15 protein-coding genes are annotated in these 16,842 nt (G+C 44.7%); 4 read left to right on the top strand and 11 right to left on the bottom strand.

Features of this window, described 5'->3' with window-relative positions; all coding sequences use genetic code 11:
* Positions 1–75 precede the first annotated feature (75 nt).
* Entirely contained in the window at positions 76–474 is a 399-nt protein-coding gene (locus tag CWO08_RS05245) for a hypothetical protein (protein ID WP_105058076.1), read from the bottom strand.
* A 258-nt stretch (positions 475–732) separates the two neighbouring features.
* A complete protein-coding gene (locus tag CWO08_RS05240) occupies positions 733–2,292 on the bottom strand; it encodes an EAL domain-containing protein (protein ID WP_108020031.1) in 1,560 nt (519 codons plus the stop codon).
* 288 nt (positions 2,293–2,580) lie between these two features.
* Between CWO08_RS05240 and CWO08_RS05235 the strand changes: the two genes are divergently transcribed.
* Both CWO08_RS05235 and CWO08_RS05230 read left to right on the top strand, forming a co-directional pair.
* Positions 2,581–3,003, top strand: coding sequence for a lysozyme inhibitor LprI family protein (locus tag CWO08_RS05235; protein ID WP_108020030.1), 423 nt, complete (start codon positions 2,581–2,583; stop codon positions 3,001–3,003).
* Between the two features lie 119 nt (positions 3,004–3,122).
* Positions 3,123–3,914, top strand: coding sequence for a carbon-nitrogen hydrolase family protein (locus CWO08_RS05230; protein WP_108020029.1), 792 nt, complete (start codon positions 3,123–3,125; stop codon positions 3,912–3,914).
* A 74-nt stretch (positions 3,915–3,988) separates the two neighbouring features.
* On the opposite strand, the gene CWO08_RS05225 is transcribed toward CWO08_RS05230, so the two are convergent.
* From CWO08_RS05225 to CWO08_RS05190, 8 genes are all read right to left on the bottom strand, one after another.
* Positions 3,989–6,451, bottom strand: a complete 2,463-nt coding sequence (locus CWO08_RS05225) for a CHASE3 domain-containing protein (protein WP_108020028.1) — start codon at positions 6,449–6,451, stop codon at positions 3,989–3,991.
* A 233-nt stretch (positions 6,452–6,684) separates the two neighbouring features.
* The gene (locus tag CWO08_RS05220) at positions 6,685–7,686 is read right to left on the bottom strand and encodes a substrate-binding domain-containing protein (RefSeq protein ID WP_108020027.1); all 1,002 of its coding nucleotides are present in this window, start codon (positions 7,684–7,686) and stop codon (positions 6,685–6,687) included.
* A gap of 108 nt (positions 7,687–7,794) precedes the next feature.
* A complete protein-coding gene (gene rbsK, locus CWO08_RS05215) occupies positions 7,795–8,721 on the bottom strand; it encodes a ribokinase (RefSeq protein ID WP_108020026.1) in 927 nt (308 codons plus the stop codon).
* A 222-nt stretch (positions 8,722–8,943) separates the two neighbouring features.
* Positions 8,944–9,822, bottom strand: coding sequence for a ribose ABC transporter substrate-binding protein RbsB (gene rbsB, locus CWO08_RS05210; RefSeq protein WP_108020025.1), 879 nt, complete (start codon positions 9,820–9,822; stop codon positions 8,944–8,946).
* 149 nt (positions 9,823–9,971) lie between these two features.
* Positions 9,972–10,964, bottom strand: a complete 993-nt coding sequence (gene rbsC, locus CWO08_RS05205) for a ribose ABC transporter permease (RefSeq protein WP_009844905.1) — start codon at positions 10,962–10,964, stop codon at positions 9,972–9,974.
* Positions 10,961–12,466, bottom strand: coding sequence for a ribose ABC transporter ATP-binding protein RbsA (gene rbsA / locus CWO08_RS05200; RefSeq protein WP_102433584.1), 1,506 nt, complete (start codon positions 12,464–12,466; stop codon positions 10,961–10,963). The genes rbsC and rbsA overlap by 4 nt, the downstream gene beginning before the upstream one ends.
* A gap of 61 nt (positions 12,467–12,527) precedes the next feature.
* Positions 12,528–12,947 (bottom strand): D-ribose pyranase, encoded by a 420-nt coding sequence (gene rbsD / locus CWO08_RS05195; protein ID WP_102433585.1) that lies wholly within the window; start codon positions 12,945–12,947, stop codon positions 12,528–12,530.
* 200 nt (positions 12,948–13,147) lie between these two features.
* The gene (locus CWO08_RS05190) at positions 13,148–13,462 is read right to left on the bottom strand and encodes a winged helix-turn-helix domain-containing protein (RefSeq protein ID WP_057621940.1); all 315 of its coding nucleotides are present in this window, start codon (positions 13,460–13,462) and stop codon (positions 13,148–13,150) included.
* Between the two features lie 465 nt (positions 13,463–13,927).
* Here CWO08_RS05190 and CWO08_RS05185 point away from each other — a divergent pair, with 465 nt between their 5' ends.
* Positions 13,928–14,524: a porin family protein gene (locus tag CWO08_RS05185; RefSeq protein WP_060981484.1), complete on the top strand. Its 597-nt coding sequence runs from the start codon at positions 13,928–13,930 to the stop codon at positions 14,522–14,524.
* A 114-nt stretch (positions 14,525–14,638) separates the two neighbouring features.
* Here the strand turns inward: CWO08_RS05185 and CWO08_RS05180 are convergent, their stop codons facing one another.
* A complete protein-coding gene (locus tag CWO08_RS05180) occupies positions 14,639–15,682 on the bottom strand; it encodes an endonuclease/exonuclease/phosphatase family protein (protein WP_108020024.1) in 1,044 nt (347 codons plus the stop codon).
* A 192-nt stretch (positions 15,683–15,874) separates the two neighbouring features.
* On the opposite strand from CWO08_RS05180, the gene bla reads away from it, so the two are divergent.
* A complete protein-coding gene (gene bla / locus CWO08_RS05175; RefSeq protein ID WP_108020023.1) occupies positions 15,875–16,738 on the top strand; it encodes a class A beta-lactamase in 864 nt (287 codons plus the stop codon).
* Positions 16,739–16,842 lie beyond the last annotated feature (104 nt).

The following is a 16,842-nucleotide window of genomic DNA, read 5'->3' as shown; positions in this document are numbered from 1 at the left end:
ATTCCCATACCAATCTCACATTTACTTTCACTTCAGACCTATCACATCTTGGAAAGTTTAAATGCTCACTTTGTGTTAGTTGGCAACGCTGTAAGTGTCGTAGTCACGCAGTAAGAAGAGTGCGACACAAGCTGCAAGCATTGGCCAAGAGGCAAAGAACAGCAGGTTATTGAACGGGTCCATGTACTTAGCAAAAGAGGAGAAAGTAGAACCTGCATGAAGAACTAGAATTGCGCCGTAGGTGTACTTCTTCCACATACCTACGACGAACGCGCCTAAAAACCCGAGCTGCGCGACACCTAAGGCCATCATCGCATTGGTTGATATGTCCAACCCGTAAAAGCCGGACAGCACCTTAACAGCGTGCTCTGGTACAAGAATCTTATCTAAGCCCCAGAACAAGAAGACGATAAAAATGCCGACTCTTAGTAGCAGTAGGCTGGTGGCCAGTTTGGTTTGCAATGTCTTTTCCATGATATTCCTTTTATGCATTCAAGATGCGATGACGTTAAATGTTCATCAAAGGAGACCCATGGCTGTTGTGTTTTCTTTCGCGGTTTTTCAGTGCCTTATGTAACAAGGAATGTCTGGCTAGGTTTGTGGTTCGCGCTGCGTATGGGAGATAAGAAATAGAAAGGAGTTTTCTATTGTGGGTAAATCAGGAAATCAGGAAATCAGGAAAGCGCTGGCTGTCTCTTCAGCGCTTCCCCCGCATCGGTTTACATTCATATGTTAGGTTGGCGAGATGTGATACTCATGAGTCGCTGTGATGTGCTGTTGTTGCCTGAGCAGGCTGATGGTTAGGTTGATTGGCATCGGCTTATAGAAATAGAAACCTTGGATATAGTCGACACCTAACTTAGACAAGACTTTCACTTGCGATTCATACTCTACGCCTTCCACGATAACCTGCATGCCTAAAGTACGGGACAGTTGCAGCATGGACTCTAGCAAAGGAACACCAAAGCTGGATTCGTCTGAAATGTTCTGCACGAAGACGCGATCAATCTTTAGGATGCTGAACGGAAATTGCCTTACGAAATCTAACCCTGAGTAGCCCGTACCAAAGTCATCAATCGCGACTTTCACGCCCATGTTCGCTAGCTTGGTTAGGTTCTCTTTTATCTTTGCCATATCCGCGTCTGAGCACTCACCATCTTCGGTTACTTCAAACACCACCTGCTTTAGAATCTCAGGGTTTCTTTTGAAAATCCCTGATACTTTGTGGGCGAAGTTACTGTTAGACACGACGTTTCGGCTGATGTTGACGCTGATGTATTTGTCTTCGAAAAGGTCTTGATTGTGTTTGATGGTTTTCAATACTTCGCGTAGCACAAAGTACGTCAGCTCTTCTATCAAACCTAGCTTCTCTGCGAGCGGTATGAAAATAGCGGGTGAGACGTTGCCTTCAATCGGGTGGTTCCACCTTAACAGTGACTCACAGCCCACGATTTGGGTGGTTTTCTGGTCAACAATTGGCTGCATGTGAACTTGCAGGTGTTTGTTTTTCAGAGCGCTAGAGAGGGAATATTCTAAACTGCGTTGGCTCTGTTTCTTATGTTTAGCGGACAACAGGGCAATGGTGGTGATTCCCGCCATAAGAAACCCAAACCAAGAGAAGCTCATTAAGAAGTTGATGTAGTACTGGTGCCCGATGTAGGAGGTGATAGCCAGAGGGTAGGCCTCTGATTGTATGCGAACCTTCGAAAGGTACACACCGGGATCGGTCGGGTGAATATCTCTTTTTATCACTTCTACTTTTGAGTTGATTCCATGGCTGCTCAGGTTTGACTCTACAAGATCGTAGATAAAGTGTGGCGGTATCATCAGGCTTACACCCGCCTGCTGTTTGTCCGAGAAAATCAGCATGATGGACTGCACCTTGGTAATCGCAGCGTTGGAGTACGATAAGGTGGTTAAGTTTGGATCGTCATTGAGCCTTTCTCGGATGCTGCTATAAAGGCGAAATGACACCTCGCCATCGGTGGTAGAGCAGTAAAAGCGGTTATGTTTATTGAATACAGCGGCTTCTTTCACCCAATCGGCATTGAATACATTCTGGCGAAGCTCTGTCACGATGGCATCACAAGATAGAGCGGGTGTGATGCCTGCGAGAAAGCTGCCAAACCTGGCTTGGATCTCTTGAAGTCTGGTTTCAACTAATTGTGAAGATTCTTCGGTTAACGCATGATAATGAGACGGTGTAAAAGGAATGAGCAATGCCATCGACAAAACGAAAGAGATGGCAAAGTAGAATGTGGTCTTGGCAAAATGTTGGTACTTGATATCCATAATTGGAGAAGCGTTACCGATTGGATGAGCATTCGATTTAATTTATAAATTTAACGATTAGGTAGCAAGGAAAATAATAAATATTGTGAATGCACGCATGGATTATTGATAAAGATAATGTTTTTTTAGTTTCACCAGTAACATATTGATGTTAATCCGGTTTTCTTTGTGGATTTTACGTGTTTTTGCAGTAGTAATACGAATTAAAAATATTTATAACCCTATAAAGGCTAGAGTTATATACGATTGCAATATTGAAGAAAACTAACCGAATGATTAGGGATTAGTATGAAAAAAGCGATAGCACTGCTCTTACTGACTTACTTCTCTGGTTTGGCACATGCTGGCGAAGACGCGGTTGATTGCGACAATGCGATGAACACATTAGAGATCAATCACTGTGCCGCACTTGAGCTTGAATCTGCACAGGTAGAGCTTGATAAGTACTTAGCAGCCAGCTTTGAACACAATGCTGAGGATAATGAGTTGGTGGGTGCCATCAAGGTCGCTCAGGAGAGTTGGAAAGCCTATATGACAACGCATTGTGACTCTGTGTATACCCAATGGCGCGATGGCTCGATCAGAGGGCTGATGGCGCTTTCTTGTAAGACTAAGTTAACCAAGCAACGCACGCACGAAGTGTGGGAGAATTTCTTAACTTATATGGACAGTACGCCGCCTGTGTTACCAGAACCTAAGTTGATGGAATAGACAGGCGAAAATGAGCTTGAGAGTGTGCGCTTGCTTCAATGGTTTGGCTTGAAGTAAGAAAGCGAAGGGTGATCCTCTTACTCTGCATCTGATTTGGGTTACCCAGTAAGGATTCAATTTTGAATAATGTCAGTATCACCCTTGTTCAGCTTGAAGTTGAATACAAAAACAAACAGAAAAACCTCGCTCTGGTTTCGGAGCTTTTAGATGCGCAAGCCTCCGTCGGTGACATTACCCTGCTACCAGAATTGTTCTCTACGGGTTACATCTTTAACCAAGCGTCAGAAGTGCACGAGTTAAGCGAAAACTTCGCCAATAGTGAGACCATTGATGCTTTGTCGCAACTGGCAGAAAAGCATGAAACCTTGATTGTTGCTGGCATTGCAGAGGAAGACCAAGGCGAATATTACAACAGCGTTGCTGTAATTGATGGAACTGGGCTTCGCCATAAGTATCGCAAAGTCAGTCAAACCAAATTCGATAAGCAGTATTTCTCGCGGGGCTCTGAGCTTTTAACTTTCGAATATAAAGGGCTAACGTTTGGCGTGGCGATCTGTTTCGATATTTGGTTCCCTGAGATCATGAGAGCGTATCACTCTGTTGATGTTGTTCTTCACCCTGCCAATTTTGGTGGTCACCACAGTTTTGCCATCGGACAGGCGAGGGCGCTAGAAGAAGGTTGCCACATCGTAACGTGTAACCGTGTTGGGCAAGATGCGGTTGATGCCTTTACTGCAACCTATTGTGGTGGAAGCCGAGTCTATTCACCAAAGGGAGGCTTGGTGCTTCAATGTTCGGACAAACAGTCGGTTGATACAGTGACTATTCAAGACTTGGCGATAGCGCCTCAATACAATGGGATAGAACTGTTGGATGAAATGCAGCGAATCACCTCCGCATTAAGCCGTTAGAATCACGCACCGCGGTATTTAATTAAAGAGGGCAAGGTATTTCGCCTTGCCCTTAGTCTTGAAGTGGTGTGTTCTTACGTTTTTTTATCTATTTTCTCCAAACGCTCGATGGAATTAACGGCTTTCATTCGCTGAGCTTGATGAATATTTACCATCAGGCGGTTAAGCAGTTTTTGGAGCAGTTCTATATCAGGCAGCTGCTGGTTTTTTGCCTGTACTTCTAACTCTAATGCTTGTTTTGAAAGCATGTTAAGCCCCAAGTTAAGCGACATACCTTTAATGGAGTGCAAGGTTCTGTACAGTGGTTTTAGCTTTTTCGCGAGGTAGTATTCGATGACTTGGTCGACAGAGTTTTCGAACTCGAGAATCGTTGAGTCGATAAGCATGCTAAATCCTATTTTGTCATCTTTAAGCATTTTCAGAACTTCTGATTGGCTTATCTCTTCTTCGGTTAGTCTTAATGTGTCGATGGGCTTGCGAAGAAGCTCTATGACGTTCTCATACTTTTTAGTACGTTCAACCGCTGATTGTTTTGGTAAGCGGTTTGAGAACTGTTGCAGCGCATCGAAGAAGCTCTCTTGTTGTAGGGGCTTGGTAAGAACGTGGTCGACACCAGCATCGAGAAAGCTGTCATGAGCCTCCCGAAACACATCCGCGGTATAGGCGAATATTAAGGTGTTGAGTTTTAATTTATCTCGTATGTAATGTGTCGCCTCCACCCCGTTCATTTCAGGCATATGGTTATCCATTAATATAAGATCATATTGATGGGTTTCGAGACGTTCAATCGCCAGTTTTCCATTCTCTGCTAGGTCGACATGGTGGCCTAGGTTTTCACAGAAGCCCTTAGCGACAATGGCGTTGATGCGATTGTCTTCGACTAACAGGATGTTGAGGGATTCGTAGGTGAGTTTCTCTGTATCAGCCAAACGTGGGATGTTCTCGCTGGCTACTTTACCTTCTTGCCATGCAATCGGAAGCGAGACTTCGAATTTTGTTCCAAGCCCAACAGCACTGGTTAATATGATGTCACCATTCATAAGTTTGACGAGGTTCTTAACGATGGTGAGGCCAAGCCCGGTACCGCCAAACTGTCTTGTTGTTGATGTGTCTGCTTGTTCAAATGAGTTAAATATTTGCTCGTGTTTGTTTTTGGGAATACCAACGCCGGTGTCTGTCACCGTGAGAATGAGCTTATTATTGGGGCGGTTGAGCTCAGCTTGAATGGCAACATGACCTTCTTTGGTGAATTTGGTCGCGTTGCCGCCCAAGTTGTAAAGAATTTGACGTAACCTTGCACTGTCTCCAATGAGCTGAATATGCGCCGGAACGTTATTTTCTATCAATAGGCGGATGCCTTTTTCGTCTGCTAATGGCTTGATTGCGCTACAAACGGGTTGTATCACTTGGACAAAATGGAAAGGTGCAACCTCTAGTTCAAGCTTGTTCTCTTCTACTTTAGAAAAGTCGAGAATGTCGTTGAGTATGGTCATTAAATGATGGCCAGAATCGAGAATAATATTAATGTTCTCTTTGGTTTCTGGCTCTTGAGTTTGACTGGCGATGATCTGAGAAATCCCGAGTACACCGTTCATGGGTGTCCTGATTTCGTGGCTCATGGTTGATAAAAACTCACCCTTGGCTTTTACCGCAGCTTCAGCTTTGGCGCGTTCCGCGACGAGTTCTTGGTTTTTTGCCCGCATTTCATTGTCGTTTTTTACTAGGTTGGTCGCCATTTTCTGAAAGCTATGTGTGAGGTGGGCAACCTCGTCTTGGGCGTTTGTTTTTGAATGTAGGTTAAGTGTTGAAGCGCCGTCTCTTAGATTACCGGCAGCAACTTGGTTAGCGGCTGCGAGCAGTATGTCTATCCTGCGTTTAATACGGTTTGATGACCATGCCGCGATAACTAATGAGATGAAAACGGAAAGGAGTGTGCCGACCAATAGAACGTAATCGGTTTGCTGAGCGGAGTTATCAGATTTAACAACACGAACGCTGATCAGCTGTTGCTCTATTTCGATAAATCGCGCGATTTCACTTCGTATTTGGTCGATCAGTTGTTTTCCCGTTTGCTGCTTGGTGAGAGCTACGACACTCTGCATATCTGCTTCACCTTTGTTAACGAGGTTGCGTTGTTGTATTTCCTTTTCTCCAGATTCTTTGAGCCAGGTTTTATGGATATCATCAATTCTGTTTAGGCGATCAACTTGCGGCGGGTTATCGCTAACTTGAGCAGCAAGGGTTTGAATTTTTTGACGCCACACATCGAGTGCAAGGTGGTAGGGCTCTAAAAAGACAGGGTCTCCTGTGATTAAGTAGCCCCTTTGACCGGTTTCCATATCTACGACTAGGTTGAGCAACTCTTGAGCTCGTGCAATAGCTTTGTGTGTGTGAACCACCCAGTGGTTGTCTTCTACCATTGATTGGGTGTTTTCATGAACTGAGAACGAAACGGTCACGATCAAAGCAATCGGAATACAAAAGCTGACGAATAGCTTTTTTTGAAGGGAAATATTGTCGAACCAGCCCAAAATCATAAAACAACGCTCTCCATGTCGATGTTAGTTATTGATAGTGTAGGTGAGAATGAGTTGTTGAGTGTGTAAATGCATATTTTGATTCGTGAATGTCTCTATTTAATGCATAAATACATGTTTGAGAGGTAGTGCGATAGTTTGATAGACGAAGCTTTTGTTGACCAACTAAATCTAAAAACAAAGAGCCAGTTTAATAAACTGGCTCTTTATGATGGGGTAAGGGTGATTGTGGGTTAAATCGCTTTCACGCTGCTTCGTTCCACGAGGGTTGGCTCTAACTCAACGACCTGTGGGTAGGCGTCTGGTGTTTGTAAGCGACTCAACAGTGTATCAACCGCTGCTTTACCTAAGCGGTGCTTTGGCTGGTGGACCGTGCTTAAAGCCGGTGTCATGTATTTAGACAAGTGGATGTCATCGTAGCCAATGATTGAGAGATCATTCGGTATTGATGTGCCATCTTGCGCTGCTGCGTGAATCACGCCCATTGCCATCATGTCGTTACTTACAAACAGTGCACTCGGCAATTTGCCACGAGATTTTAGCGTTTGGTATGAATCAAAACCGCCATCACACTCGAAGTTCGATTCGACAATCCAATCAGCGTTGATTTCTAATCCCGCTTCTTCCATTGCTTGTTTGAAGCCTTGGTAACGCGATGATGCCTGGTTACGATGCAGCGGACCTGTGATACAGCCAATTTGAGAGTGGCCGTTATCAATCAGGTGCTTGGTCGCCATGTAGCCACCTTGATGCGAGTTATCTTGAATCTTGTCGCTCGCAAACAGCATTGGGCCCCAATCCATCACCACCACAGGCAGTTCTGGGTAACGTTCGAACACGTCGATATGTTCGCCTTCAAGGGTAGAGCACATCAGCATTAAGCCATCGACACGTTTTTGTAGCAGTGTATCGATCGACGATTTCATACGTTCGCTATCGCCTTCGGTGTTACACAAGATAAGGTTGTAGCCTTTTTCATAACAACGACGTTCAACGCCTTTTACTACTTCGCCAAAGAATGGGTTGGTAGAGGTTGTCACTAGCATGCCAAGCGTTTTGGTTTGCTTCATCTTCAAACTGCGAGCTAATGCAGAAGGCGCATAGTTAAGCTCTCTCGCGGCATTGTTGACACGCTCAGCTATCTCTTCACTGACAAAACGTGACTTGTTAATCACATGGCTCACCGTAGAGGTCGATACCTTTGCGAGCTTAGCGATGTCTTTCATTGTTGCCATAAAAAATCCTTGTGGGAATAACCTTCCACGTTGGGCGATATTCTGCCTGAAAACAGGGGCTTATGTTTAGTTATTTGTTGTTACATAACTTAATTAAGCTTCAACCTATTAGGCAGACAGTTGCTCTGCCAAAAATGCGTCTGTTTCATCACGGCTTGGAATAGACGTTTGAGCACCAAAGCGAGTTACTGAAATTGCCGCCGCAGCATGAGCAAACTTAATCGCGCGTTCCATTGGCATATCTTCAAGTAAGCCCGTAACTAATGCGCCATTGAAGGTATCACCAGCAGCGGTGGTGTCTGTCGCTTCAACGCGGAAGCCAGCGATAAGTTCACCTTCACCGTTTCTACTTACCCATACACCTTTAGCGCCAAGGGTGATCATTACCGTCTCGATGCCTTTCGCATGCAGAGCCAAAGCTGCCTGATGAGCAGATGCGCTATCGGTTACTGTCACGCCTGTCAGCACTTCTGCTTCGGTTTCGTTTGGTGTAATCACATCCACACACGCTAATAACGTATCTGATAGTGGGCGAGCAGGGGCAGGGTTTAGAATCACGCGAGTTCCGCTCTCTTTAGCGGTTTTCGCCGCGTATTCAATGCCTTCGATTGGGGTTTCCAATTGAGTTAGAAGGAATTTCGCACCGCGGATCTTCTCTAGGTGTGGTTCGATTTGCTGGCAAGTCAGCTTGTTGTTCGCTTCTGGAGAAAGACAAATGCTGTTTTCACCCGCTGCTGATACTTGGATCATCGCGATGCCAGTTGGCGTGTTCTCTGCCACGATAACACCGTCGATGTTGATGCCGTCTTTAGCAAAATCTTGACGAATGTTGATGCCAAACGGGTCGTCACCGACACAGGCGATGAAGCCAATATCTGCGTTTAATCGCGCCGCAGCGACCGCTTGGTTTGCGCCTTTACCGCCAGGGATGACCTGATAGTTACCGCCAATCAAGGTTTCACCCGGACGAGGGAACGAAGGAACTTGCAGTACGTGGTCAGCGTTAACGCTACCTAAAACAATCAGTTGAGTCATGATACGAGCCTTATGATATATCGTATTTGAAAATGCATGGGTCTTTCTCATGGTTAGCTATTCAGTCGCGAGAGAGTCGTCAAGTCGCGATAGAGGAATGAGAAACAGCGATGCACTGTCGGTTTTCGCTTTTTGCTTTGAGCCAGTGAGTAAATACGCTATTGAGTGAAGAAAGCAGGGAGATAGGGGACTCCCTGCTTGGTATTACTCGTTTAGCATCGATTATTTAGCGATGATTTTTAGAGGTACTGGTACGTACTCGTCTACTTTTTCGCCTTTAAGCACTTTGTCTGCCATCTCGATACCTAGAGAACCGATTAGGTCTGGTTGTTGTGCAACGGTTGCGCCAAGTAGGCCACGGTTAACAGCAGCGATGCCGTCGTCTGTGCCGTCGAAGCCAACGATCATTACGTCTTTACCAGATGCTTGAACTGCGCGTAGTGCACCTAGAGCCATTTCATCGTTCTGAGCGAATACTGCTTCAACATCTGGGTTAGCTGCAAGTAGGTTTTCCATTACGTTCAGACCTTTAGTACGGTCGAAATCAGCAGGTTGGCTTGCAAGAAGCTCAAGGCCGCTGCCGTTTACTGCGTTCATGAAGCCTTCACCACGTTCACGAGCTGCAGAAGTACCAGCGATACCTTCAAGTTGGATTACTTTCGCTTTTTCGCCCACTTTTTCCATGATGAAGTGACCCGCCATTTCACCACCGATTACGTTATCAGAAGCGATGTGGCTTACAACGTCACCACGGCTTGCGCCACGGTCAAGTGTTAGTACTGGGATGCTTGAACGGTTAGCCATGCGAATCGCGTTAGACACAGCATCTGAATCTGTTGGGTTGATCAGGATTGCCTTAACACCACGAATGGTTAGATCTTCAATGTTCGACAGCTCTTTGCTTGGGTCGTTTTGAGAATCAAGAACGATAAGCTTGTAGCCTAGCTCTTCCGCTTTCGCTTCTGCGCCATCTTTCATGGTTACGAAGAATGGGTTGTTCAATGTAGACAGAACGATTGCCATTGTATCTTGCGCCTGTGCAGACACTGATACCGTTGTAGAAAGAAGAGCAGCAGAAATAAGAGTCGCTAATTTTTTCATGGTGTAAGTCCTTTGTGTAGGGTGAGCTAGGAGGTGAGTCCTAGCTCGTAGTTACATTATTTATAGATTCTAATATTTTAAGGTAAAACAAACTGTTACTTTTATTAAACTAGAGTGTTACTTGTATTAACCTAGGATGTGAATAGGTTTTATTTGTTTTTGTTGTCGACCAATACCGCCAGAAGAATAACCACTGCTTTTGCAATCATCTGGTAGTAAGAAGATACGTCTAATAGGTTTAGGGCGTTGTTTAGGAAGCCGATGATCAGTGCACCTATTAATGTGCCCATGATGCGGCCACGACCGCCGGCTAAGCTTGTGCCACCAAGAACCACGGCTGCGATAGCATCTAGCTCATAACCCATACCTGCGGTTGGTTGAGCTGACGACAAACGAGATGCCACGATGATGCCTGCCACTGCTGCTAGCAGACCACAGATTGCGTAAACGCCGATTTTTACTTTGTCTACGTCGATGCCTGATAGGCGAGTTGCTGATTCGTTGCCACCCAGTGCGTAAACGTAGCGACCAAAGCGTGTGTGGTTAAGTAGGTACCATACCGCTGCGAATACCACGACCATGATCCATACTGGAACTGGGATACCCATTGCGTAGCCTGTACCGAACCAAGCGAATGCGTCTGCTGTGTCTGTGAAGCCAGTTGAGATAGGGCGACCATCGGTATAAACCATGGTTACGCCGCGAAGTAGTGTCATGGTTACAAGCGTTGCGATGAAGGCTTGAACCTTACCCTTAGCGATAATCACACCACTGATAGCGCCCAATGCTGCACCAGCTACAAGAGCAGTTGGCACTGCGATCATCACAGGGATTTCCATGCCAATCATGCTGGCTGCGAATGCACCACAAAGTGCCAGTACAGAGCCGACACTTAAGTCGATACCCGCGGTTAGGATAACCAACGTCATACCCACAGCGATGATTGCGTTAACCGAGGTTTGGCGCAGAATGTTTAGGATGTTGTCGACAGTAAAGAAGTTCGGGTTTAAGAAAGAAACGACAACAATCAGGAAGATTAAAGCAATCAATGACTTTTGATCAATCAGCCACTCTTTGCTGATTAACGGTTTCTTCTTTGGCGCTTCAGTTTCAGTTGTTTTGCTCATGGTTTTAGTACTCATGCTGCGTCCTCGTTGATCTTTTTACCGACCGCACACGCCAGTAATAATTCTTGGTTTGCTTCTTTAGCATCAAATTCACCGCTTACACGGCCTTCATGCATCACCATGATGCGGTCACTCATTCCTAACACTTCTGGCATTTCAGATGAGACCAAAATAATGCTCATGCCGTCGGCTTTAAATTTATTAATGAGTTGGTAAATCTCTTTCTTAGCACCGACATCGACACCACGCGTTGGCTCATCGAGAATCAGTACTTTTGGTTTGGTCATCAATCCTTTAGCGATAGCCACTTTCTGTTGGTTACCACCAGAAAGGTTGCCAATGATCTGCTCGCGAGTCGGTGTTTTGATGTTGAATAGCTTGATGAAGTCATCAACTGCAATCACTTCGTCTTTATGTTGGATTTGACCGCTCTTAGTCAGCAGATCCAGTGAACATAGAGACATGTTTTCTTTAACAGAAAGCCCAAGTACTAAGCCATCGCCTTTACGGTCTTCTGAGATGTAAGCAATGCCATTGGCCAAGCCATCTCTCGGGCTTACAGGGTTGATGGTTTTGTTTTCTAGGTTGATGACGCCGCGTTCACTTGGAAGGGCACCGTAAATCACTTTCATCAGTTCGGTACGACCTGCGCCCATCAGCCCAGATACACCCAGGATTTCACCGCGTTTTAGGGTAAAGCTCACGTCATGAACACCAGAACCAGTCAAGCCGATCACTTCAAGGCAGGTTTCACCGTGGCTTTGGCCGATACGTGGATATTGCTCGTCTAACTTACGACCAACCATCATTTCGATTAAGCCATCTTCGTCGGTGTCTTTTACTTCACACTGACCAATGAATTTGCCGTCGCGAAGTACGGTGATGTCGTCGCAAATCTCAAAGATCTCTTTAAGTCGGTGAGATATGTAAACAATGCCGCAGCCTTCATCACGCAGTTCGTTGATCACCTTAAACAGAGACTCAGTTTCAGTATCGGTTAGCGCGTCAGTTGGCTCATCCATGATGATGACCTTTGATTCAAACGAAAGGGCTTTCGCGATCTCTACCATTTGTTGCTCACCAAGGCTCAACTGGCCTAAAAGTGTTTTTGAGCTGTGCTTTACGTTCAGGCGTTTAAGTAGCTTGTCCGCTTCTTGGTACATCTCGCTCCACAAGATGCGACCCATGGTGCCGGTGATTTCACGACCTAAGAAGATGTTTTCGGCGATGGTTAACTCAGGAATCAGATTCAGTTCTTGGTGAATGATGCTAATGCCTGCTTGTTGAGAATCACGCGGCCCTTTAAATGCGGCAGCTTTTCCTTGGTAGGCGATAGTACCGCCGTCCAAGTGATAAATACCTGTCAGCACTTTCATGAGGGTTGATTTACCTGCACCGTTTTCGCCCATTAACGCCATTACGCGTCCTGGGTAAACGTTGAGGCTTGCCTTATCCAGTGCTTTCACACCAGGGAAGGCTTTCTCAATTGAGCTAAGTTCTAAAATGGCTTGAGTCATGTCGGTTCCTTTACTCGGGGCCAGTTATATTTGGTTGTGTCTGTGTATGGTTTAGCTTTTATTAAAAAGTCACGCCAGCTTGGAAAATAACATTTGCGTATGGTGTGCATTCACCAGTACGAATCACTGCGCGGCTGTTATGAGTTCGTTGTTTAAATTCTTCATGAGTGATGTAAGTAATCGAAAGCGGTTTACCGCAACGCGCTTCTTCTGTTTTGATTAAATCAATCAGTGCTGCGTGGTGTTCTGGGCTTACTTTCGCAAACTCTTCCGCAATCACAACGCCTTCGATTTGAGATTCATCCAGCATGGTTTTTACGGTTTGCTGAAAGCTTGGGACACCGTGAGTCAGTGCAAGGTCTATGCGTGTTACGTGGTCTGGAATCGGCAAGCCTGCGTCACAAATCGTGATTTCATCTGTGTGGCCAAGAGTCGCCACTAGGTAAGAGAGTTCAGAGTTTATTAGAGTACTTTTTTTCATATCACGACCTATCGAAAAATAACGTTTGATGGGTTGAGAACAACTCAAGAAAAGCCATCGAAACGTTTCGATAGTGATAATAGTGTTTGATTTATCATTTGCACTATTCACTTTCTTAGAGTGTGATAACGATCATCGAAACGTTTCGATGAGGTGTTTTTTGGTGATCTCAGTCACCGACATTGATTGCATAAACCCTTTTACGTGGCTTCAATTGATAGCGCATATCCAAACTTACTGATGGTAATGATCTGGACGTTTGGCGTTCTCAATCGCGCGAAGACATTGCGTAAGTTATAGACGACGTTTGCAAGGGCATGCGGTGACGAGAGTTGTCCGCCCCAGCACACATCAACAATATGTTCTCTCGAAATCGGCTTTCCCACATTTTCTATCAGTAAGCAGAGCACTGCTAATAGGTGAGGGCGCAAGGTGATTTTATTCCCTTGCTCGTTGGTAATAGTGCGAGCGTCGATATCAATGATTAAGCCGTTGAAGTCTATTGTGTGGTTCATCGTGTTTTTTGATCGTCTTATTCTGAATTGTGGAGATTGAGCGAAATTGGCTGCTTTTGGATCGGATAACTATTTAAGTGTGGTTATTTAAGTGTACGAATGGTCAAAGCGCGCGAATTATGCAGAATCGCATCACTCTTGAAAGTAAGCGTTCGTAAGTCTGCGTGAATAAAATCTAAAAATGGGATGGTTTGAAAATTGAGTGGAAGGTTTTATCTAGAAAAGATGTGTTTTTATTTCTTTATTATTCATGTGTTTTTATTTCTTTATTATTCATGTGTTTATTTTGTTATTACTGATTATGTTGGCTGAAGTTACAAAGTGATTATATTTTTATTTATTTTTTTGTTTTCAGTGAGATTAACCTGCTTGCCAATTCGACGGGGTGTCGGATAACTCTAACAAGATTGTGTAGCAGGGGAAGACGTAGCAATCTTGATTTGAAATAAGTAAGGTCAAGCAGTAATGAACAACAAATATATTTTAAGCATCGCGATGATGTCTGCACTTGTGGCAAATAGTGTAATGGCAGAGGACAATGGTTTCTACTTAGGTGGTGCAATTGGTACAACTGGTATTGATGATGGTGGGCTTTATGAGGGCTCTTCAAGGCCCATTACTGTTGATGCAGAAGATCGAACATACAAGATAATTGCTGGATACCAATTCAATCGCATCGTCGCACTAGAGGCGCAATATACGAATTATGGCGACGTTGTTGCAAAAGATGCATTAACCAAAGATTCTTATACTTGGTCTCCAACTGCATTTTCGATCGTTGCTAATCTAGGTTACACGTTTGACAACGGAATTCGCCCTTTTGGCGTCGTAGGTTTGTCGACGATTGATTTAGACCAGTCGGCTCCGTTGCTTGATGATGATCGTGGTGACGCTATTCGCTATGGTTTCGGAGTTGAGTACACACCAAAACAGGCTGAAAACTTTAGCTTTAGGTTAGGTTATGAAGCGGATGCATTTGCGATTGAGAGCGATTCAGGTTTTGAAAATGATAAAGATCTCGTGATTGATTCATTTTATCTAGGCGCAACATACAACTTTTAAGTTTCACACTTTGTTAAACGGTAAATCGATTTCTAAATGGGGCGTCGGTTGGCTCAACCCGTTTGTCTGAAGTGGAAAAGCCGCAGTGTTTGCTGCGGCTTTTTTATGTCTAACTTAGGCCTCGCGGATATGAGCGGTGACGGAAACGACAGCGTGATCGGTACTGAATTGGTCGTGTTCGAAGCTTGGGTTAATCAGGTGGTGATCGAGCATGGTGTAGTGTGATATTTCCATCAAACTTGAGGAGTTCTGGCAGTCAAATTCGTTCGACATCAATATGTAGTCCAAGACTGAGCCTGATGCGCCGTAATAGTGAGTTGGTTTACGTTGTTCGAGCAAGTCTTCTTCGTGTAATTGATGGTAGAGATCCCAACTGTCTCTCAATCTAAAGTGTGAAAGCCAATGTTGGCTGGTTTCATCTCGATTCAACGAATAGCTCAACAGCCCTCTGAACTCATCGTTAAATAGGGGCTTGTTAAAGTCGCCCATCAATACAACGGGCTGGTTGGTGAGATAGCGTTGATTGGTAATGTATTGGTGTAGCAGTTGAGCTTCTAAACCGCGTTGAACACTCGATAGCCAAGAACCTAGTTGTTCCTGGTGAAGTTTAATCAGTGTATCGCTTTGTGGCTTTTGCTCTGCTGAACTGTCGCTGGGTTCTGCTGGCTCAACTTTTGGCTCAGTTGGGCGTTGTGATTTAAAGTGTACGACATAACAATCGGTTGAGCTTAAGTGAGGTAATTCAATGGTGGCGTGCACTGGCGTGCGGTTGAATGAAAAATTGTCGCTAAGGTTAAAGGCGGCAAGTAGGCTCGAATCCGGTGTGACAGGCTGAACATTTTCAATCGGGTAACGGGAAGCAATACCCACTACAGGGGAGGTGTATAGGTAATCATCTTCAACGTGTGCACTATCGACCACGGCAAAGTAGGGGTAACCGAGCTCATTCATTAGCTGCTGTAAAGATTCTGGGCTGAAGATCTCTTGAAAGCCAATCACATCGCAATCTGTTGAGCGAATCGCCTCAGCAATCCAATGTTGTTTCTTTTGCCATTCATCGAGGCTGTAGATGTTCTCAAAATCATAATAAGCATTCGGCGGCTCAAGGTAGTTCAAAAGGTTGAACGTTGAGAATGTTACTTGGTTTGGTTTGTTCAAGGTTGGATCCTATTGAAATTACTCTTTTAAGGATATCTAAAATATGGAGATATTGTTCGGAATTAGTCAGTTATTTTCATTTGATCTAGCGAAGGTCGTCGCTTTCTGCTTAAATTCTCTCCATTCGACGCGGTTAAGGTGTCGAGTTTAATTTTCTCTACGATCAGTCGGTCGTTTTCTTATGGTTTCACTATGAAAAAATATACCTCTCTCGCTCTTGTATTGTTGAGCACCTTTTTCTCTACATCGTCATTGAGTCAATCCCTTACGCCTGAATCGATTGAGCAAATTGAATCTCGTGTATCGGGACGCATTGGTATTGCTGTCTATGATTCTGCAACTAAGCAAACATGGAGTTATAAGGGCGACGAACGCTTTCCGATGATGAGTACCTTTAAAACCCTGGCTTGTGCGAATCTTCTCTATGACCATGAGAATGAAGGATTAGATTTAGAGTCTAAGGTTGGGGTTAATTCTGATGAGCTTATTGCTTGGTCTCCGGTGACTAAAGCGTTTGTCGGTAAAGAAATCTCACTCAGAGGCGCATGTGCTGCAACCATGGCAATGAGCGACAACACGGCCGCTAATATAGTGTTAGCTAGTATTGGTGGACCTAACGGGTTAACTGAGTTTTTGCGTTCCACGGGAGACAGAAAAACACGCCTTGATCATATCGAACCTGACTTGAACCATGCTCGTCCGGGAGATGAGCGTGATACCACAACACAAAAAACTATGGTGAAAACGTTAAATAAATTGTTGTATGGCAGCGCCTTATCAGAAGAATCCAAAGCTCAACTCAAGACTTGGATGATAGATAACAAAGTCTCTGATGGGATGATCCGTTCGATTCTGCCTGATGGTTGGAAGGTTGCCGATAGATCAGGTGCGGGCGCTTATGGCTCACGTGCTATCACGGCTATCGTGTGGAGTGAAAATCGCGCTCCGTTGATCATCAGTATCTCTCTTACGGAAACCGAGTTAACCATTCCAGAGCGTGACACGGTGATTAACGAAATTGGTGAACTTATCTTTGATGAGTACCGCGTTAAATAGTTAGGGCGTGTCGTATTTCTCTAGACTGAACCCGAGTAATTTGTAAATAAACCGTCAGAGATGAAGTGCTGATGGTTTTATTAGTTATTACATGATGTTAGATT

Source organism: Vibrio sp. 10N.286.48.B8 (genome assembly GCF_003050085.1).
In the GTDB taxonomy this organism is placed as follows: Bacteria; Pseudomonadota; Gammaproteobacteria; order Enterobacterales; family Vibrionaceae; genus Vibrio; species Vibrio crassostreae.
This window is presented reverse-complemented; position numbering and strand designations above follow the sequence as displayed.